The 20,313-nt window shown below is 56.4% G+C and carries 17 protein-coding genes; 4 read left to right on the top strand and 13 right to left on the bottom strand.

What is annotated here, in order from left to right; translation table 11 throughout:
* Nucleotides 1-7: 7 nt before the first annotated feature.
* Nucleotides 8-409, bottom strand: coding sequence for an MliC family protein (locus JN414_RS00570; protein WP_237389812.1), 402 nt, complete (start codon nt 407-409; stop codon nt 8-10).
* A 116-nt stretch (nt 410-525) separates the two neighbouring features.
* Here JN414_RS00570 and JN414_RS00565 point away from each other — a divergent pair, with 116 nt between their 5' ends.
* Nucleotides 526-1,119 carry a DUF4339 domain-containing protein gene (locus JN414_RS00565; protein WP_064273616.1) on the top strand — a complete coding sequence of 198 codons (594 nt, stop codon included), beginning with the start codon at nt 526-528 and terminating at the stop codon, nt 1,117-1,119.
* A gap of 9 nt (nt 1,120-1,128) precedes the next feature.
* Here JN414_RS00565 and JN414_RS00560 read toward each other — a convergent pair whose 3' ends face one another.
* Together JN414_RS00560 and JN414_RS00555 are read right to left on the bottom strand one after the other, a co-directional pair.
* Nucleotides 1,129-2,160, bottom strand: a complete 1,032-nt coding sequence (locus tag JN414_RS00560) for a glycosyltransferase (protein ID WP_202206273.1) — start codon at nt 2,158-2,160, stop codon at nt 1,129-1,131.
* A gap of 11 nt (nt 2,161-2,171) precedes the next feature.
* Nucleotides 2,172-2,705 carry a hypothetical protein gene (locus tag JN414_RS00555; protein WP_202206272.1) on the bottom strand — a complete coding sequence of 178 codons (534 nt, stop codon included), beginning with the start codon at nt 2,703-2,705 and terminating at the stop codon, nt 2,172-2,174.
* A gap of 145 nt (nt 2,706-2,850) precedes the next feature.
* Between JN414_RS00555 and JN414_RS00550 the strand changes: the two genes are divergently transcribed.
* Nucleotides 2,851-5,550 (top strand): pitrilysin family protein, encoded by a 2,700-nt coding sequence (locus JN414_RS00550; RefSeq protein ID WP_202206271.1) that lies wholly within the window; start codon nt 2,851-2,853, stop codon nt 5,548-5,550.
* Between the two features lie 44 nt (nt 5,551-5,594).
* On the opposite strand, the gene JN414_RS00545 is transcribed toward JN414_RS00550, so the two are convergent.
* From JN414_RS00545 to aroA, 7 genes are all read right to left on the bottom strand, one after another.
* Nucleotides 5,595-5,924 carry a hypothetical protein gene (locus tag JN414_RS00545; protein ID WP_202206270.1) on the bottom strand — a complete coding sequence of 110 codons (330 nt, stop codon included), beginning with the start codon at nt 5,922-5,924 and terminating at the stop codon, nt 5,595-5,597.
* A gap of 73 nt (nt 5,925-5,997) precedes the next feature.
* A complete protein-coding gene (locus tag JN414_RS00540) occupies nt 5,998-7,020 on the bottom strand; it encodes a glycosyltransferase (protein ID WP_202206269.1) in 1,023 nt (340 codons plus the stop codon).
* Between the two features lie 47 nt (nt 7,021-7,067).
* Nucleotides 7,068-10,049 (bottom strand): glycosyltransferase, encoded by a 2,982-nt coding sequence (locus JN414_RS00535; RefSeq protein WP_202206268.1) that lies wholly within the window; start codon nt 10,047-10,049, stop codon nt 7,068-7,070.
* Between the two features lie 20 nt (nt 10,050-10,069).
* Entirely contained in the window at nt 10,070-13,420 is a 3,351-nt protein-coding gene (locus JN414_RS00530; protein ID WP_202206267.1) for a glycosyltransferase, read from the bottom strand.
* A 236-nt stretch (nt 13,421-13,656) separates the two neighbouring features.
* Nucleotides 13,657-15,366, bottom strand: coding sequence for a 30S ribosomal protein S1 (gene rpsA, locus JN414_RS00525; RefSeq protein WP_202206266.1), 1,710 nt, complete (start codon nt 15,364-15,366; stop codon nt 13,657-13,659).
* A 251-nt stretch (nt 15,367-15,617) separates the two neighbouring features.
* On the bottom strand, nt 15,618-16,256 hold the full coding sequence (gene cmk / locus JN414_RS00520; RefSeq protein WP_202206265.1) for a (d)CMP kinase: 639 nt from the start codon (nt 16,254-16,256) through the stop codon (nt 15,618-15,620).
* Nucleotides 16,253-17,578, bottom strand: a complete 1,326-nt coding sequence (gene aroA, locus JN414_RS00515) for a 3-phosphoshikimate 1-carboxyvinyltransferase (RefSeq protein WP_202206763.1) — start codon at nt 17,576-17,578, stop codon at nt 16,253-16,255. The genes cmk and aroA overlap by 4 nt, the downstream gene beginning before the upstream one ends.
* Nucleotides 17,579-17,728: 150 nt before the next feature.
* On the opposite strand from aroA, the gene JN414_RS00510 reads away from it, so the two are divergent.
* Both JN414_RS00510 and JN414_RS00505 read left to right on the top strand, forming a co-directional pair.
* The gene (locus JN414_RS00510) at nt 17,729-18,061 is read left to right on the top strand and encodes a TIGR02300 family protein (protein WP_046900134.1); all 333 of its coding nucleotides are present in this window, start codon (nt 17,729-17,731) and stop codon (nt 18,059-18,061) included.
* A complete protein-coding gene (locus tag JN414_RS00505; protein WP_237389811.1) occupies nt 18,003-18,602 on the top strand; it encodes a hypothetical protein in 600 nt (199 codons plus the stop codon). Before JN414_RS00510 ends, JN414_RS00505 begins: the two co-directional genes overlap by 59 nt.
* 1 nt (nt 18,603) lies before the next feature.
* On the opposite strand, the gene JN414_RS00500 is transcribed toward JN414_RS00505, so the two are convergent.
* From JN414_RS00500 to JN414_RS00490, 3 genes are read right to left on the bottom strand one after another with little or no spacing between them, the layout of a single operon-like run.
* Nucleotides 18,604-19,350: an SDR family oxidoreductase gene (locus tag JN414_RS00500; protein ID WP_202206264.1), complete on the bottom strand. Its 747-nt coding sequence runs from the start codon at nt 19,348-19,350 to the stop codon at nt 18,604-18,606.
* Nucleotides 19,347-19,940: a recombination mediator RecR gene (recR, locus tag JN414_RS00495; RefSeq protein ID WP_167386111.1), complete on the bottom strand. Its 594-nt coding sequence runs from the start codon at nt 19,938-19,940 to the stop codon at nt 19,347-19,349. Before recR ends, JN414_RS00500 begins: the two co-directional genes overlap by 4 nt.
* A gap of 33 nt (nt 19,941-19,973) precedes the next feature.
* Nucleotides 19,974-20,297 carry a YbaB/EbfC family nucleoid-associated protein gene (locus JN414_RS00490; RefSeq protein WP_046900138.1) on the bottom strand — a complete coding sequence of 108 codons (324 nt, stop codon included), beginning with the start codon at nt 20,295-20,297 and terminating at the stop codon, nt 19,974-19,976.
* Nucleotides 20,298-20,313: the final 16 nt, after the last annotated feature.

Here is a 20,313-nt window from a genome sequence, read left to right as displayed (position 1 = left end):
GATATCTTTATTTTGAAACGGCATGGCACGTTACAAGTGCTTTGTCGTCCATCTCACTGGAAAAGAACGCGTCGTTTCCTTTGTTCCACCAGACATACTGAGCCGCAGCATATTTGGCGCCATCCGCAGCAATTACGTTTGAAAACACCTGCATGTGCCCTTCAATTGGCAGGACAGCCAAACTGATGGCATCTGCATTGATATATTGAACGGCAACGCGTTTTTGCGGCAAGCGCGAGAGAAGCTCCTTGGCCGCCTCACCGTTTCCCTGACAGGTATAAAGCACTGTCTGGCGGTCAACTGTTGTGGGAGAAGCGAGTTTGATCTGAAAACTAGTGACCTTTGATGCAAAAGCCGGATTTATCCCCAGACAAAGAACAGCCATTAAACCAAACGAATATTTTCTCATCACTTGACCCTTCCCAGCAGATTGAAGCCTTCAGTATTGCCTGAGACATCTCTTTCAGTCAGATTGAGCCGCCATTCTGTCAGCATGATGACAACTGCCCAAACCAAGGACGGACTGTGAGCTGGTTTTACGAAGAACACGGAAGCCGCAAAGGCCCGCTTTCTGAAGATGGTATGCGTGCCCTCATCTCGACCGGCAGTATTGAGCACTCAACTCTGTGCTGGACCGAGGCCTTCGGTGCGGAATGGCATCCGGCAGGCAGTTGCGCGTTCTGGCCGCCCCAGCCCGAAGGAGTCCCGCCTGCCCTGCCCCCCAGCAGGGTCTCGAACCGCTGGGCTTGGCTGAGCATTCTTGGCCCCTTCGTCAGCAGCATGATCGTCAACGTTCTGGCCTGGTTCGGCAACATCCCTGACCGCCAGTCCAGCATCATTGCCGTTCTTCTCAGCTTTGCGATCATCTTCACCTCCATGCTGACAGATCGCCGCGCCCTGATTGCTGCTGGCTTCCGTCCCGGCTCTGCATTCTGGATCCTGATCCCGCCGCTCTATTTCTGGCGGCGTATCCAGTTTGTCGGCAAAGGAATGCTGCTGTTTTTCCTGTCGCTGCTGGTCTTCCTGTTCCAGTTCGTGCCTTCTTTTTCAGAAAGCTGGCACATCATGCACAACCCGAATGGCCTCTCCAGCTACGTCTCCAAACACTACGATCTCTGATCGCGATACTCAGCAGAAACGGCGATAGAACTGCTCTGTCTTGAGGGCCTGCTCTTCCAGCACATGGAAGGACAGGTCCCATGTTCTGCCCGGCTGCTGCCTCAGGCGCACAAGCCCAGCGGCAAGTGCGTCGATACAGTCCGGCTTAACCAGACAGTCCGATACATTTTCCAGAATATCCAGAACGCCCCCCGCTGCTGTCGCGCAGACAGGTAATCCTGCCGCCATCGCTTCCAGCAGCACCAGCCCAAATGGCTCCCGTCTGGAGGGCAGAACAAATCCGTCAAAGGCACAGAACACGTCCGGCACATCTGACCGGTAGCCCGCGAAAATGATGCGATCCCTGTACTCTGCGCAGACGTTTTCAAGCCGCGCACGTTCTGGGCCGTCCCCAATCAGAACAAGATATGTGTCGGTCGGCAGAACAGCCTGTCTCCAGGCCTGAAGGAGACAATCAAACCGTTTCTCTTCCACCATTCTTCCAACGGCACAGATCACAAAAGCTTCCGATGGAAGGCGATGCTCCTGCCGGAAGCCTTCCCGAAGCCTAGTACGCTCCGGATGGCAGAGGACGGAAGGAATGGTCCAGTTTGCAATCACTGCGCTCTGGTTCCGACAGCCTGCCGGCAGGCTGTCCTGTTGCCACCGGGCAATGCAGATCAGGCCGTCATGTTTTCCATAAGTTCTGACACGATAAGCATTGTGGAGCGTACCGATGACGGGGGTCTCACCCATCAGTCCCAGAATCTTCAAAACTCCTGCCCGGATCGACGCCTTACCCAGATGAGTATGGATGATATCGAAGGTCTCGTTCCATACCAGCGCCGTCAATGTCGGCAGATATCCTGCGCGATAAGCCCTTACGATACGGACTGAGGGTGAAAAGTGATGCGCAATATCTCCGCCTGTTCGAAGATCAGCGGTATGACGCTCCAGAAGCACCGTTACGTCATGCGTCTGAGCCTGCTGGTTCGCGAGTTCCGCGACATGGCGTTCCGTGCCCGCGAATTCCCGCGTTAGAAGACAGTGAAGAATCCTCACTGCCCGCCTCCTTAGCGAATACTACCGTTCCCGGCCCAGACGCCTTCAATGATAGGGCCTGTCCGCGAAGACATCCGCTGTCGGGGCGGCTGAGGCTGGCAGGCCACAAAATACAGACCGATCACAAACGTCAGCTGAGACAGTGTCATGAGCTGAGATAGAATCCAGCCAATGCCGACCCCGTCCACGCTGCGGAAAAGCTGATAGATGAGAAATGCCATGGCAATCATCCGCATGCTCAGCATCATGGGGCGAAGGGGATTCAGCATGTTTGGCCGGATCATCGGGATCGTTTTTTTCATGCCCAGAAAGAAGGCAAGGTTCATGAACCAGATCAGCGATGTATCCACCACACCGCCCATCGTTGCGCCAAACAGCACGATCGGCAGAAGCAGCGCTGCGCCGTTCAGCATCAATGAGCCGAGCTGAAAGCTCATGCCCAACTGCACAACGGGAAGAACTGACGGCAGTCTGTTCGCGACGGGCTGAAAAAGCCGGTCAATCAGCCAGTCATCAAAGCGGACGATAAAATTGGAAGAGGTCATAGTAGTTTTATTCTTAGCGGCCTCTGATTGACCGCGTCACATGATTTTTTATTCATCCTTCGGCAATCCTCCTTCGGTAGACAGCATCCCTGACAGTCGATTTACTGCCGGGCAGAACATTTTACCCGTAGGAAGTTCATAACCTATGCCCGGTTTTTCCCGCCTGACCCGTGTGACCCTGCTCGCAGCCTCCATGCTGGCCCCGCCTCTCCTGACGGGCGCACATGCTGCCCCTGCGGTGCCTCAGGCTGCCACGGCAGCACCGGCCTCCGTCACCCGTGCCACCTTGCCCAATGGCCTGCGTGTCGTGATTGTGCGGGATACTCTGGCACCCGTTGTACAGACGATGCTCAATTATGAAGTGGGCTCCGTCAACGCACCCAAAGGTTTTCCGGGAACGGCACACGCCCTTGAGCACATGATGTTCAATGGCTCCGAAACACTCTCCCGGGACCAGCTTTCCACCATCAGCGCTCAGCTCGGCAACAATGATAACGCCGACACGACGTCTGACGTCACCCAATACTATTTCAAGGCCCCTGCTGCGGACCTTGATGTCCTTCTGCGGATCGAAGCCGGTCGTATGCGCGGTCTGAACATCACAGAGAAAGAGTGGGCCCATGAACGAGGCGCCATTGAGCAGGAAGTCTCACGCGACCTGTCGAGCCCCATCTACCGCTATCTCTCTCAGGTGCGCGCCGCACTTTACGCAGGCACACCTTACGAGCACGACGCACTCGGGACGCGTCCCTCTTTCGATGCCACGACTGCCCCGCTTTTGAAGCAGTTCTACAACTCCTGGTATGCTCCCAACAACGCCATCCTCGTTATTACGGGCGATGTGGACCCGCAGGACACTCTGAAGAAAGTTCAGGCAGCCTTTGGCAATATTGCCGCGACCACACTTCCTGCCCGCGCCGCTGTCACCCCCACGCCAGCCAAGGCACAATCCCTGTCGTTGGATACAGATCTACCCATCGGCCTTGTCACCATGGCCTGGCGGATGCCGGGGCAACGTGACCCGAACTATGCTGCCGTAACCCTGCTGGCCGATGCCATTGCCAGCCAGCGCAGTGTGCTTTTCGGTCTGGTGCCGGATGGCAAGGCTCTGGACGCAGGGTTCATGTATGACCCGGATGCGCAGGCTGGCCTCGCTGTCGCCTACGCAGGCTTCCCCAAGGGAGCCAACCCGGATGAGCTCCGCCGGACGCTTGCGTCTCTCATGGATAACTTTCGCAAAAACGGAATTCCTGCGGACCTGATCGAAGCCGCCCGTCGCAAAGAGATTGCATCTCTGGAGTTCAATGCGAACAGCATTTCGGAACTCGCAGAGAACTGGTCCCAGGCTGTCGCCATCCAGCATCTTGAAAGCCCGGATGATATGATCGCGGCCTTCCGGAACGTCACGAAGGCACAGGTGGATGAGCTGGCCAAAACGCTCCTTGATCCGCAACACGCCATCAGCGCCACCCTGACGCCGAGTGAAAAGGGCAAAGCCATTGGCGGTAAAGGATTTGGTGGCGCAGAGTCTTTCAACACACCACCATCAGGCAAAGTCAGCCTCCCAGCATGGGCGGAAGAAGCCCTCGCACGGTTGAGCATTCCGGCCGCGGCACCTCTTCCCAAGGCCTATACACTTTCGAATGGTCTGCACCTTCTGGTCCAGCCCGAGCATGTCAGCCATACGGTCGAGCTGATCGGCTCCATCCGGCAGAATGCATCCCTGCAGCAGCCTGCTGGCAAGGAAGGCGTTGCTGGCCTGACGTCTGACATGTTCCTGTATGGCAGCACCTCTCATGACCGTCTGGCCCTTGCCAGCGCGCTTGATGACATCTCGGCAGATGAAAGCGCTGGCCCTGGTTTCAGTCTCAGCACACTCACCCAAAATTTCAGTAAGGGCCTGTCCCTGCTGGCAGAGCACGAACTGCACCCTGCCTTCCCGGAAAAGGCCTTCCATGTCACGCAGATGGAAGCCATTCAGGCCCGCGCGGGTGAGCTTCAGTCTCCAACCTACCGCTTTGGCCGTGCCACCCGCCGGGCGCTTGTCCCTGCAACTGACCCGACCCTTCGCGAGGCCACTCCAGCTACGTTGAGCAAAATTACGCTCGCTGACGTCAAAGCCTATTACACGGCCACATATCGCCCGGACTTGACGACGATTGTGGTTGTCGGGGACATCAGCCCTGAAGATGCTCATGAACAGGTTGAAAAGGCTTTTGGCGGCTGGAAGGCTGAAGGCCCTGCCCCTGTCGTTGATCTGCCATCCATTCCTCTCAGCAAGGCCTCTCAGGCTGTTGTCGCAGATCCAGGACGTTCACAGGATGACGTGAAACTCGTGGAGACCATTGGCATGAAGGTCACGGACCCGGATCGTCATGCTCTAGCTGTCGGAAACGAAATCCTTGGCGATGGGTTCTCTTCCCGCCTGATGCAGGATTTGCGCGTTCGCACAGGCTATGTGTACGGGGCAGGAAGTGCCTTCAGTTACTCCCGGACCCGCGGCTCCTTCGGCATCAGCTTTGGTGCGGACCCGGACAAAGTGAACAAGGCACGCGCCCTGGCAATCAAGGACGTGCAGGATATGCGCAGCCAGCCTGTCTCTCAGGAAAGTCTGGATCTGGCCAAAGCGTCTCTGCTGCGTCGGCAGCCTATGGCACGCGCCAGCTTCGGGGCTCTCGCTGGCAGCTATCTGGATCTGATTGATCTGGGGCTGCCTTTGAATGCGCCAGCAGAGGCAGCTCAGGCGATTTACGACATGACACCTGCGCAGGTGCAGGCCGCGTTCAGCAAGTGGGTTCGCCCAGATGATCTCGCGCAGATCGTCCTTGGCCCACAGCCGAAGTAAACACTCTACTTCAGGCCGGGATATTCATATTCCGGCCTGATCCCTTAACGCCAGATCGTCATCAGAACACCACCTGAGACGATCAACAGTCCCCCGACGCAGACAGGTAAGGTCAGGCTCTGACCAAACGCAAAATACGCTACCACCTGAGCGGCAATAAAAAACAGCGCAACATAGACGCCCATCAATCGCCCGAAGTCCCAGTCCGGAAGATTGACGGTTATTCCATAGATGAAAAGTACCAGCGCGCCTGCGGAGATAAAGCCTACACGCCCCAGACCTGCCGTATGCAGCCCGGTTCGCACCAAGGCGTCACCGCCGACTTCCAGAAATGCGGCGATCAGTAGAAGCGCCATGAGCCAGACAGTCTGCATTTCCAGATATCCTTACAAAAAAAGCCGGGCACGACAGCCCGGCTTTTGATGAAATTACAAATCCTGCAGCTTTTCAGCCTAGGAACCCTTCAGCCTGAAGAACTGACAGCGCCTGCTGGATGCGATGCTTGTAAAGATGCTGCTCCATCGTTCTGGCCTGTGCCTTACGGCTCATCGCGAGACGGGCTTCATCATCCCCTACGTATTTCTCAACCAGCCGCTCGAAATCAATCCGGTTTGAGAAAACCGGAATTTCGTCTGCATCGTAGTACCGGCGAAGCTCATGCGTATCTTCGTGAAACACCTGGAACGCGCCTGCCAGAGCAGCTTCAAACGTCCGGGGGCCAGGCGTGGAAGGAGCGATCACAAAACGCTTGTTTTCGAAGTGGAGTGAGCGCCCCAGATTCAGAACCAGCTTGGACCGGCGATACAGTTCTACCAACTGGGACTTCTCGATCCGGGCATCGGAGAAACCAATGCCCAGCTCGCCCCAACCTGGACCGATAATCTTGATATTCAGGTTACGCAGGACCGGCAGCAGATTGCGGACAATGTCCTTCCGGCTCGTGAACGCCACGCCACAGAACAGAACATCGATCGTTTTTTCGACATTCTCTTCGATCGGCATGTAATGCAGGCTCGGGCTTGCTGCCAGCGGAAGATGGAACACCAGATCGCGCTGATAGAAATTGTGGCCCCAGCGGTCACAGGAGAAAACGACGTCGAAGTCATCGGCGATGCGATAGTTCGCATCCTGCTCATAGGGATCTTCTGTCGCCCAGAAAACCGTCACAGCGCCAATCTTCTTGGCTTCGCGACAGACTTCGCCGAAATAGGTGCTCTCCGGCAGGTACGACCCAATGGCGAAAACGATTGTGGGCTTCAGGATCTTAATGGATGCAGCTGCTGCGGAAATATGAACAGCTGTAACGTTTTCTTCGCCAAAGCACTCAGCCCACCCATCCATGATCGACTCACGGATCTGGGCATTGGCCTGACTTTCATAACGCCCACCACTGCACACCAGAACACGTCCGGTCAGGCCAGACACTTTCCGCTCCGTTTCAGAGGAACGATCTTTCACTTCTGTCGACATAGCCTCACCTGTTTCCTTAAACTTCATGCCCCGGGTGGGTGGCGTCTTCAAGCTATACACGCCTGCAGGATCTTGGACAGATCCTGTCGGAACTGCGCTGGCGCACAATCCCGCTCCACCGCCTTCAGCGCTTCACTTCTCAGCCGGGCCCAGAGTTCGCTATCCTGATAAAGACGGGCGACATCTGACGCAAATGCTTTGGCATCATCGGCAGGCGCAGACAGCAATTCCACATCATTTGTCCAGCCGACCTGACCCGCCAGGAGGGTCGTCACAACCATTGGAACCCCGAATGCCGCAGCTTCCTGGACCTTGAACGGCAGACCGCCCGCAAACCTTGTTGGCGCCACGAAGACACGATGTCTGTCGAACAGCGGGGCAAGATCATGCACAGGACCAACGATATCCACGCGAGGATGCCGCGCAAACGCACTCACATCCACAGAAGGATGAATGAAGCCCGCGATCGTAAACCGAACGTCCGGAGGCAGAAGTTCGTCAAGGACTGGTAGAACCTCTCCGACAAACCACTCCAGACTGTCATGGTTCGGCGCGCCCTCATCATGCAGTGCCCCCAGGAAGAGAATATCTTTCCGGGCCTCGAATGCTGCGCGCGTCGGACGGGTTCGCATTTCATGTCCCAGCACGGAAACATTCTCATACCCGGCACGGCGCACAAATCCGGCATCCTTCTGCGTTACCGCGACGATCTGCTGGCAGTAGTGGGCGCATTCCAGTTCCCGACGCAGCATCTCGTCAAAGCTCAATGCCGGCTTGGGCAAATCAAGCACCTTGATGCGCTCCAGCGTACGGGGCGTGGAAATCACTTCCGTATCCAGAACAGCTCCACCCGTTGGCAGGTAACGGCTGGCCTCGTTCATAATTGGCAGGAGCCGCGCCATGTTATGCGTACGTCCGACCCACACAAGATCGTAATATCCGGCCCGGGCTTGGATAAAATCTGGAAAGGTGGAAAGATGCTGATCCGCAATCAGCTCTACTGTCTCCGGGAAATCTCCAAACAGATCCAGCTCGCTCTGATCCCTGGGCAGCATGGGGAACACTGTGACCTGATACCCCAGTGCGGCCATAGCCCGAACCACATCATTGGAACGGACATACCCTGAGCCCAAGCGCCTTAATGGCAGGCGGTCTTCAATGAACAGGATGTGCTTCCGATCTGAACGCCGCTCGCGAGCCTGCACTGCATTTCGGATATGAGCCGGCTGCTGATGGCGCAGAAAATCCTGATGCACGCGCGAAAAAATCCGCAGATTGGCATGCATCAGGGTCTGAGATCCGGCAGAGCCAGAACTGCCGTACTCAAGATGCTCAACCACCACGTTAGGATCATAAACGATCCGCGCACCCATCTTGAGAATACGAACGCACAAATCCGCATCTTCAAAATAGGCCGGACGGTACCGTAAATCGTAACCGCCCAACTGAATCAGAATGGACGACCGCACCATGAGAAATGCTGCGGAACAATAGTCCACATCTCTCACGAAATTCGCTTCAGGGAGGTTCGGACTATCTTCGCGGCGATATCCATACGTCGCGCCATCACGCCAGATAATGGAACCTGCTTCCTGCAGGCGCATATTGGTGCGGATCAGCTTCGCCCCCACCGCCCCGATATCGCTGTCCGAACGCAGACGCTGCAAGGCATGTGCGATACTGTCCGGGTAGAGACGCAGATCGTTGTTCAGATAAAGAACAAATGGCGCATCAACTTCTGCAAGACCTGCATTACAGCCTTCCAGATATCCAATGTTATACCTGAAACGCAGGATCTTGGCGCCGTGAACCATTTCGTCGAGACGACGTGTCTGATCGTGTGAACCAGAATCCACAACGATCAGCTGGATGGCTCCGGCATAGTTTGCGCGTAGGGACGCCAGAGCCTGCATTGTCAACGCAATCCGGTCATAGACCACGACAATGACACTGAGTTCCGGCACACCCGCAACAGTGAAATCCAGCGGGTGCCGCGCCAATGCGGGAAGGAGCGCCTCAGCTTCCCGTTCAAAAACCTGCCTTGACTGACTTTCCTCAATCTCCGGGGCTTCAACCAACGAAGCGCGCTGCCCCTCTCCCATTCTGGCCGCAACCAGATGAGCAAAGGGACTGTCATACAGGTGATTGCGAACGTCGTTGCGGACCTGTGGGCGGCTCAGGTGAGCGGCAAGATCCACGCCCGCTTCAGGCGCGCGCCCTTCATGCGCGCCGAACAGCAGAAAATGCTCATAGCCGTTCCGAAAGGACCCCATATCCAGACAGGCAACCACATCCGGATGTGTGTCTGCGTAGAAACTCTCGGAAAACATTTCCTGCGGATTAAACAGCCGAGGTGTTTCATTGGTAAGGTAATGATGAAGGGCGCTGCTGTACCGCCCCTCAGCAATTTCACGCCGCACTTCCGGATAGCGTTCCAGATACCAGACAGGATCAAAATACCAAGAGACACGCCCTGCATCCGCAATCTCGGACGGCAGACTGAGCCAGGATGCAAACAGGCCGATACGGCTGTCAAAATAATCCGGAAAGCGGAGGGCAAGCCGCCGACAGAGCTCATCATCGAAAAAACGATGGCCGCTATAATAACGTGCCTCGCCAATTTCCAGATAATGGTCGTAGCCGTTGAAAAACCCCTGCTCTTCCAGCGAGCGACGGGTCAGTTCAGGATACCGTCGAAGATAATCAACTTCGTCAAAAAGCCAGTGTGCCGAAAGGCCATGATATCCTTCGGCGCAATAATGCTCGAAACCGGACCGATATTTTTCCTGAATCAAGTCCCGACGAACGTCTGCGTGGGTTTCCCGATACCAGATTTCATCAAAATACCGGTTCGGAGAATGACCGTATCGCTGCCCTGTTTCAATATAGAACGCGTGAAGGTCCTGATGACCTTCATCACGCATCCAGTCCCCAACCTCCGGATAACGCAGCAGATACCACTGCGCATCAAACTGGCGCCAGCGAGGCTCGCGCGCAGCCGAGGAGGACTCAGGAACCGGATCGGACATAAAAAAACTGACCTCCAGGTTCAGGCGATGGCTTTCTCATTCAAAAGCTGTTCAGACCGCTCGGCCTGCTCCGGCGTCAGATCTTCACGGCCTGTGGAAACAATGCGTCCACCATCGAAAGCTGCAACCAGATCAGTAATGTATGTGCCGAAAACGTCGCCCGTCACATTGATCAGAGCTACCCGATAAACCCCATCCATCGGGCGGGCATAACCCTGCATTGGGTTCAGTATTCCGGAGAAACCCGCACAAAGCGGAGCATCACGATGCACAACCGCTACATCCTGGCGGGCAATACGGTCCATGCCGAACAAAGTGACTTCATCACGTTCTTTATGGATAAGCCCAACATAGAGCTGGCCTGCCCGGGACAGATTTTTCAGGAACGCCCAGCCGCGCACATAGATGCCCCCGAACGGATCGACATCCTGCACAGGAGACCCAATGACGCCTGTGAACTCGTCGATGAAATTCTCCAGCATTCCGCTGCCATACGGATGGAGGTCTTTCTTCTGGAAGCCAGACAGCTTGATGCCGCGCAACAGACCGTCGCTATGAGAAATCCGATTAAAATCAGACAAAATGACATCGTTGGAAGGCATCGAACGATGAATTTTGTCGATCTTACCGCCCTCGACCTCAATCTGGACCGAAGTGAGCTGGAACGCTGCCTGCCCGTTGATGACATTGATCAGGCCAACGCGGAAACGACCTTCACACCACTTCCCACGCAGAGCTGTCTTGCCGGAGAAGCCAGAACGACGTGGAGACCCGTTGAACATCTCAACAATGTCCCCACGAATTTCACGTTCACACTCAAGGAAAATCAGCGGACTGTCTGCACCTTCTTCGATCAGAACTGCCAACATGCGGCCGGCTGTACTGATCCCAGGAAGAAGGAACCAGCCCCGGATATGAAATTCGTTGGCGCCTTCGAAATCTTCATCTTCGCTCGTGGCAAAGACGTGATGACAGACGTCATCAATATAGCACTCAGCGCCCTGGATGGAGAACCAGTCCGAAACAGGAATGGGCAGCTCAACAGAGAGATCACGTGTGGTCGGCGGATCAAAAATATGACGCGGCGGAGCCTGATGGCGCCATGATGGATGCGGAAGAAGGTGGACTTGCCCAGCATCCAACCGCAGGTCCGAAACGCCCATCGGACGACGCGGCACCACATCCTGGTAAAGCTTCAGCAAACCGTCCGCATACTCACGGGCATGCGTCCAGAGATGCGGGCCAATGTTTGCCATGATTTTCTTGCGCACAGGCTCAGAAGAACGCAGCAGTTCAAGGCGCTCCAGAACCATGCTGGGGCGATTGATCGGAACCTTGAAACCGTTAACACCATCTTCGACGCGATCCCCCAGAGCGCCGACATCCGTCACAATGGGGATCAGGCCATTCTGCCAAGCTTCGGAGAGGGAAATACAATAGGTTTCCGGCCAAATTGACAGGTTGAGTGCAACATCTGCCTTTTTCAGGGCCTCGATATCGCCCATGTCATATCGGCCGTACAGCTTCACGTTCGACCGGCTGCCAGCATTCAGAACAGCTTCGTATTCTGGATGCACATAACCGAAGATATGAAAGACAAAATGATCCGGATGAGCGATTTCGATCAGACTCAGGATCGTATCTGCCCCCTTGGTGCGCAGGAAATTACCAACTATCGCAACATGCAGAGGAGCATCACCCAACGGAGCATAGCTCTTCGGCTTCACCGGCACCGTGTTTTCAGGGCTCGGAATACCCGTGATCAGGCTGATTTTTTCATTAAGGATCGGATAGATCTCATGCGTCAGATCACGGGAATGCTGTGTCCCAAACATGATGGCATCAACAGAGTGAAGCATCTTGGCGACAAAGGCCCGACGCGTCTGCTCGCCACCATGATCCACATTTTCGGAAGCCTTTAGCGTGATATCCGCTGACAGGACAGAGCGGACCTCGTCTTCCACATACCGCAGTTCATGGTTCAGCAGGTTGTACCGCGCTGAGACAAGCCAGAAGTCATGCGCAGAGAAAACCACACCGACACCATTGGCCTTGGCGATGATCGGCAAGGAAAGGGCATGATGTCCGAGATGCTGGAAATGGACAATGTCCATGTTGTACTGGCTGATGACGCTTGAAAACGCCATTTCCTCTGGCGCATCGCACATTGCGTCTTGCCAGCCCACTTCCGGCACATCGAAGCGTTCGAGCTCCTGACCACTTGCCGTCGTCAGACGGCAGAATGTGCCACGACGCAGCCAGTAAAAGAACTCAACGTCACGTCCAAGCAGGGAGCAAAGAGCCTGCTGGTAAACTTCAACACCACCCCAGGCCTGCTCGTGAATTGTGGAATGCGTGCACATCAGCACCCGCAGACGGCGACGACGCTCAACCGGGAGGATATCAGCAGCCTTACGGCGACCAAAATCAGCACCAGTGATGTCACGCATCTTTTCGAGACGGTGCTCATAAAGATGATGTGCCAGCACCGACTTCTGAGACGCCTGAGCTGCTTTGCGACGCGTATTCTTGTTGTTAAGGATGCGAGCAACAGCATCCACGACGCCATCAGGATCACGCGCAAGGCTGATCCCCTCTACAGTATCGAAATGCTCGCTGCCCATGCTTTCAGGCGCTTCGACCACCTGTGCCGTACCGCCCAAAGCCAACTCGAAAAAGCGTGGTCCCGGCGCCGTCGCCTGACTGACATCGCCATGGCTGGCATAATCGCGGAACATCGTCAGAGTAACGGCGCTGACATTCGCAAAATCAATAAAGGCTTCGTGGCTGATCGGCCGCTGGATCGCAAGTGCGGCAAGGTCTGCGGGCAGCGGTGGCAGGTACTCGTTACCCGGGCAAACAAGCTTCAGTCTGGCATCCGGGAAGGCCGCAATCACGCGCCGCAGTGTCTGAACGCGGTTCGGCCACATCGTGCCAGCAAAGAAAATATCATATTCCAGCTCTGCGGCAGAGAGAACCTTGCGCTCATGAATGGAACGACTGGCCGCCAGAGGAAGATAGTGCCCCTTGCCATGGTAGTATTCGGCGCAAGACGGATCATTCGTAAAGACGAAGTCAAAAAGGCCGGCATTCTCAACATTGAAGTCCCGCATGAACGGGTCTTCAAAGGTCCAGAGAATTAACGTCTTGAATGCAGGGCGAACGCGACGAATCAGTGGAAGATTGATCCGTTGTGCGTCCAGACAGATCAGAACGTCATGCTCACCGGAGGCAGCAATACTGCCCAGGGACATATTGTCAGCGACAACAATCTGGTCATTACCAAATAGAGATCGAGCAGCCCGTTCGACCGCCAGCGTAAGGTAGGAATTGGGATTGTGGGTATAATTTGTGTTGTAAATAACCGCCATCAATCTCCTGAGCGCAGAACGCCCACTCCCATCTCAAACTGACTTCATCAGTCTTCTGGACATGAGACCACAAGACCGCTGCCGTCACGATACTCTTAATTCTTACCTGAAGGTTTACAGCAACAAAAGCCCCTGACAAGAAAGAAGATCATTACATCTCAAATACAAAAAAGGGCCGCTTGCGCGGCCCTTTTCTAAAATCATGACAACATAGAGTTATCTGATTTTCAGTCTCTTCAGACGTCTGTAGTACGACGACGGATTGCCGCGCCCAGAATGTCACCCAGGGAAGCGCCCGAGTCAGAAGAACCGTATTCGTTGATCGCAGCCTTGTCTTCCTCGACCTCACGGCCGCGGATCGTCAGCGCGAGCTTACGGGAAGCACGGTCAACGGAAACAATCTTCGCATCGACCTTTTCGCCAACGGCGAAACGCTCCGGACGCTGCTCAGCCTTGTCACGAGCCAGCTCTGCACGACGGATGAAGCCGGTCAGCAGATCGTCGACCTTCACTTCGATACCGTTTGCCTGAACTGCCGTTACGACGCAGGTCACAACAGCACCCTTCTGGATGCGGGACAGGGTGTCGGCTGCCGGATCTTCCTGAAGCTGCTTGATGCCCAGGGAGATGCGCTCCTTCTCAGGATCCACGTCGAGGACCTTGGCCTTAACGACCTGACCCTTTTCGTAGTTCGCCATGGCTGCTTCGCCAGCTTCGTCCCAGGACAGGTCGGACATGTGAACCATGCCGTCGATGTCTGCGGAGAGGCCAATGAACAGACCGAACTCGGTGATGTTGCGGATTTCGCCTTCGATGACAGAGCCAACCTTGTGCTCTTCTTCGAACTGCTCCCAAGGGTTGCGCTGAACCTGCTTGAGACCAAGCGAAATACGACGCTTGGAGCTGTCCACGTCCAGAACCATGACGTCGACTTCCTGGGAAGTAGCGACGATCTTGCCCGGATGGACGTTCTTCTTCGTCCAGGACATCTCGGAAACGTGCACCAGACCTTCGACGCCCGGCTCCAGCTCGACGAATGCACCGTAGTCGGTGATGTTCGTGACGCGACCCGTGAAGCGGGCACCAGCTGGGTACTTGATGGCGACGTTTTCCCACGGATCAGCTTCAAGCTGCTTCATGCCGAGGGAGATACGCTGCGTGTCCGGGTTGAAGCGGATGACCTGCACGCGAACCGGCTGACCGATCTGCAGAGCTTCGGACGGGTGGTTGATGCGCTTCCATGCGATGTCGGTGACATGCAGGAGGCCGTCAACGCCGCCGAGGTCAACGAACGCACCGTAGTCGGTGATGTTCTTGACGACGCCGTCAAGGATCATGCCTTCCTTCAGGCCCTGGATCAGCTCGGAGCGCTGCTCTGCACGGGTCTCTTCAAGAACGGCACGACGGGACACAACGATGTTGCCACGTGCGCGATCCATCTTCAGGATCTGGAACGGCTGCGGCTGACCCATCAGCGGGCCGACGTCACGAACCGGACGGATGTCAACCTGGCTGCCCGGAAGGAACGCCATTGCGCCGCCCAGATCAACCGTGAAGCCACCCTTGACGCGACCATAGATCGTGCCGTTGACGCGCTGGTTGTTGCCGAATGCACGCTCCAGAGCGGTCCATGCTTCTTCACGACGAGCCTTCTCGCGGGAAAGAACGATGGAACCGTCACGGTCTTCGTAACGCTCGACATACAGCTCGACAACGTCGCCCGGCTTTACGTCCGGAGCAGCGCCTGGCGGGCCGAATTCCTTAAGGGAAACGCGACCTTCGCTCTTGAGACCAACATCAACGATAGCGAATTCGTCGGTCAGACGGATCACGCGGCCCGTGACGACGGAGCCGTCAAAACCGGTGTCGCGGCCCAGGGTCTCTTCGAGGAGGGCTGCAAAATCTTCCATGCCGTGAGCGGCAGGGGCCTGTGTGGCTGAAGCCATGTAAATACAATATTCCCGGATTTTCGGCCTGAAACCGATCATCCACGTCTGCGCCACGCGGATCGAAATCTGGCATGGCGACTCCCCGCTGCCTCAAAAGGTCAGACCGGGTCCGTTAAATTATGGCCCGCACGCAAAACGCATGACGGACGACACTTTCCCCCTTCGGGCAAGGTGCTAACCCGCAACAACACCTTCCACAGGCGCTCTGTCAATAAAAAAACAGGTGTCAGACGGGCAGATACCGCAACTCAGATCCGAGTTATGCGCCGCCTGATTTCTTCGTGCGCCTTTTCAAGCACTTGCTCTGCAGAAAGCTCATCTGTCTCAATCAGAAGCGCATCTGCGGCCTGCACCAGAGGCGCAGTATCCCGCGAAGAATCCCGCGAGTCACGCGCGATGATCTCAGCGATCGCAGCGTCCAGCTCAGCCTCTGTGATCGCTGCGTCCCCGTGCACTTGGCGATGGCGACGAAGGGCCCGCGCCCTAGGGGAGGCCGTGATGAAAAACTTTACGTCCGCATCCGGGAAAACAACTGTGCCGATATCCCGCCCGTCAACAACGGCCCCTGTCTGGGCGGCGAACACACGTTGACGCTCCAGAAGAGCCTCACGCACAGCAGACTGGCTAGCTACCAGTGAGGCACCGCGGTCGATTTCCGGAACGCGCAGATCCGTTCTCCGCAGATCCCCCTGCTCAAGTGCTTCCGCCTGTGCAGAAGCATCGCCCGCAGGGTCAAGACCGGCATCAATCATGCGCCTTGCAACCGCACGATACAGGAGGCCCGTGTCCAGATAGGGCAAGGACAGCCGGGAGGCGAGCGCCTTGGCCAGCGTCCCCTTTCCAGCAGCCGCCGGCCCATCAACGGCAATGACCAGCGGACGGCTCATGCCCGGATATCCGCACCCAGACCATTCATGAGATCAACGAAACCGGGAAAGCTGGTTTCAATGAAGGCAGTATCATCAATATAAACCGGCTTCGGCGCAGCCAGACCAAAGACAATCCCACTCATGGCCAGACGATGATCCATGTGCGTCGTCACGCTTCCGCCACCCAGTGGGCCCTGAAAACCACGAACAATCAGGTCATCGCCAACCACTTCGGTTTCGGCACCATTCACATTCAGCAGGGAGACGGTTGCGGCCAGACGGTCACTTTCCTTCACCCGAAGTTCTTCCAGACCACGCAGACGGGAGGCCCCTTCCGCAAAAGCACAGGCAACGGCCAGAACGGGGTATTCGTCAATCATGGACGGTGCGCGCTCTGGCGGCACATCCACACCTTTCAGCTTGCTGTATCGTGCGCGAAGGTCACCCACAGGCTCCCCGCCCTCAATGCGCTCGTTTTCAATGGTCAGATCAGCACCCATTTCGAGCAGGGTAGTGAACAGACCCGTCCGAAGCGGGTTCAAACCAACATTCTCAATCAGCAGATCGGAACCAGGAACCAGCAGCGCAGCCACAAGCGGGAATGCAGAAGACGACGGATCACCCGGAACTGTCACGTCCCGTGCGGTCAGCTTCACCGGTCCGGTCAGCTCGATTCGGCGTCCACCAGCATCCAGAACGGAGACATCAACATCCACGCCAAAATGACGGAGCATATTTTCCGTATGATCACGGGTGGCGACCGGCTCTTCCACAACCGTCCGGCCAACGGCATTCAGCCCGGCCAAAAGAACTGCTGATTTTACCTGCGCAGAAGCAACTGGCAGACGGTATTCAAGCGGTTTCGCCTGACCATTGCCACGCACGGCCATCGGCAAACGGCCGCCCTCACGGGACAAAAACTCGGAACCGTTCTTCGAAAGCGGGTCCATCACCCGACGCATTGGACGGGAGCGCAGGGAAGCATCCCCGGTCATGACGCTGTTCATCTGGTGGGAAGAAAGAATACCGGACAGGAGCCGTGCTGCTGTCCCGGAATTCCCCATATCCAGCACATCTGCCGGCTCCGTCAGCTCACCGACGCCACGGCCATCAATGGTCCAGACGGCGCCGTCACGCGTGATCGTCGCACCCAGCGCGCGCATGGCGTCTGCGGTGCGCAGAACGTCTTCACCCTCCAGAAGGCCGTAAACCTTCGTACGGCCATGTGCGAGGGAGGCCAGCATCAGCGAACGATGGCTGATGGATTTGTCACCCGGTACGAGGGTACGGCCGGAAAGTCCCTTCGGGGACGCGGAAACTGTCAGAGGTCGCGCTTGCATGTGCACTTTCATGCGAGGGTCATTCCTGTGTGTCAATCACCCTGAAATACGTCCCCTCATGCAGATTTCGGGACACTTGGAGTTTGACATGGCGGAAACAAGCTGGCATGGCCGCGTTCCTTATCCGAGGCATTGGCAGGCTTGCGCAACATGGCAAAACCCGAACTCGGTCTAAAACGGACGTGCGTTGAGTGCGGCGCCCGCTTCTATGACCTGAACCGCGTCCCTACGGTGTGCCCGAAATGTGGCACCACCCAGCCGAACGATATCGGCCGTCTCAAGCGTAGCGAAGGACCGCTGCCTGAGGAGAAAGATCCGAACGCTCCGAAGGACGAGAACGAGGATGATGTAGACGTCGATCTGGACACGGACGATGATGCAGATGACGATGTCATCGCAGCAGACGACGATCTGGATGATGACGATGATCTCTCGAACGACATCGAAGTTTCGACTGACAAGGACGACCGCGACGACCACTAAGGTCGTCCGTGCTCTTTCCTTTGCAGCAGTATTGAGCGGCTGTGCCGGTCCGGGAGACGCCTTGTCCCCGGATGGCGCAGCCGTTCGTGCATTAAAGGACCGCCTGGAGCGCCATCCCAGCGCAACAGCAGTTCTTCAGGAGCACTGCTCCGTTCCCATTCGCGTCGTGCGCCTCTCCGTTGGAGAGCAGCCTTCACAGGAAACCCTGCGTCTTCTGGAAGTCTCAGACCCTCGGCAGGTTCGCACACGTCACGTTCAGCTTCTGTGTGGGGATGTCCCGCTCTCTGATGCCTGGAACTGGTATGTGCCGGAACGCCTGACAGATGACATGAACCATCTGCTGGAAACGACAGATACGCCTTTCGGTAAAGCTGTCTCGAAGACGAATTTTTATCGCCAGCGACTCGAAACACGTTTTCCAAATAACGCCACAGGAATCGTACTCGAAAACCGTGCGCTCCTCAGACGTGCTTCAGACAACGCACCAATTTCTCTGGTTGTGGAAGATTATCTGCCTGGTGCGCTGAAACCTCAGCCCTGATTTATCGCGCAGGCGACCAGTTCAGGTGCTGCCCGCCATCCATGGCCAGCATTTGCCCCGTGACGGACGGGAGAGAAAACAGCGCGAGCGTGGCTTCAGCGATTTCTTCGGGAGACGACCCACGCTTCAGGGGCGTTTGTGCGCACATCTTGTCAAAATGCTCCTGAGACTGTCGGCCTACCGTTGGCAGAACAGGCCCTGGACCAATGGCATTAACGCGAATACGCGGCGCCAGTGCCAGCGCAAGCGTTTGTGTCAGTGTCCACAAGCCAGCTCGGGACACGGTGTAGCTGATAAAATGTGGCGTCAGATTCCACACGCGCTGATCCAGCATATTCAAAATCAGCCCTTCAGCCTCTGCCGGCAGGGCTGCTGCCACCGCCTGAGACAGGACGAACGGAGCCCTCAAATTCGGCTCAAGATGCTGGTCCCAGCTTTCACGAGTTACAGTCTCGACTTCATCACGAATGAATGCTGAAGCGTTGTTGATGAGCACACCGATCGGCCCAAGCTGCTGAACTGCTTCAGCAGCCAGCCTGTTCACATCCGCTTCACACGACAGATCTGCGCCAATCACACATCCTCGGCCGCCAATGTGATCGAGCAGATCCAGCGCTTCTGTTTTGCTATCGCGATAATGAATGGCAACAGAAAAACCCTGCCCGGCCAGCATTTCAACCAGCGCCCGGCCAATCCGACGCGCACCACCGGTCACAATCGCCGTACGGGGGACTAGAGCGGAAATCATAATGCGCGTCGTGCAATCAGGGCAGCAGCCAGCGTGCCATCATCCAGCACGTCCAGAGCGCCCCCCATGGGAACGCCATGTCCGACACGGCTGACGACCACACCCGTTGATGCCAGTTTTTCCTGAAGCCAGTGCGCTGTGGTCGCCCCCTCGACTGTCGCACCAAGAGCGAGGATGACTTCTCTCACGCCACCTTCGGCAATACGGTCCAGCAGAGAAGAGACATTCAGATCTTCAGGGCCAAGACCGGCAAGCGCCGATAACGTTCCACCCAGAACCTGATAGACCCCGCGATGTACGCCAGCACGTTCCAGGGCCCACAGATCACCCACAGTTTCGACCACGCACACCAGACCGCCGTCACGGGTTGAGTCCGTACAGATGTGGCAGGGATCGATGGTGTCGAGATTGCCGCAAAGGGAGCATGTGCGGACGCTTGTGGCAGCCCGTTCCATGAGATGCGCCAAAGGCAACATCCGCGCCTCTGGCTGCCGCAGCAAACTGAGCGCAGCGCGACGGGCCGACCTCGGGCCGAGCCCCGGCAGGCGAGACAGCATGGAAATCAGCTGCTCGATGTCATTGCTGATCATCATGATGTGACGCCCGCAGAAAGACTATTCAGATCAGAACGGAAGCTTCAGACCTGGCGGCAGGTCCAGACCGCCCGTAACGTCTCGCATGGCTTCAGAGCTGGCCGCTTCAGCCTTGTTCTTGGCATCCGTGTAGGCTGCCACGATCAGGTCCTGAAGCATTTCCATCTCGTTCGGATCGGCGAGCTTCGGATCGATTTTCAGACCACGCATTTCGCCTTTACCCGTAAGTTGAAGTGTCACGAGACCAGCGCCAGCCGAACCATCTACCGTCAGATTTGCCAGATTTTTCTGGGCCTCTTCCATTTTGGACTGCATCTGGCTGGCCTGCTTCATCAGTCCTGCAAGGTTCTTCATAACGTCTCCTGGTCTT

The sequence above is a fragment of the Gluconobacter sp. Gdi genome, from assembly GCF_014132155.1.
In the GTDB taxonomy this organism is placed as follows: domain Bacteria; phylum Pseudomonadota; class Alphaproteobacteria; order Acetobacterales; family Acetobacteraceae; genus Gluconobacter.
The sequence above is the reverse complement of the archived record's forward strand: the minus strand, read 5'-3'. Positions and strand labels throughout refer to the sequence as shown.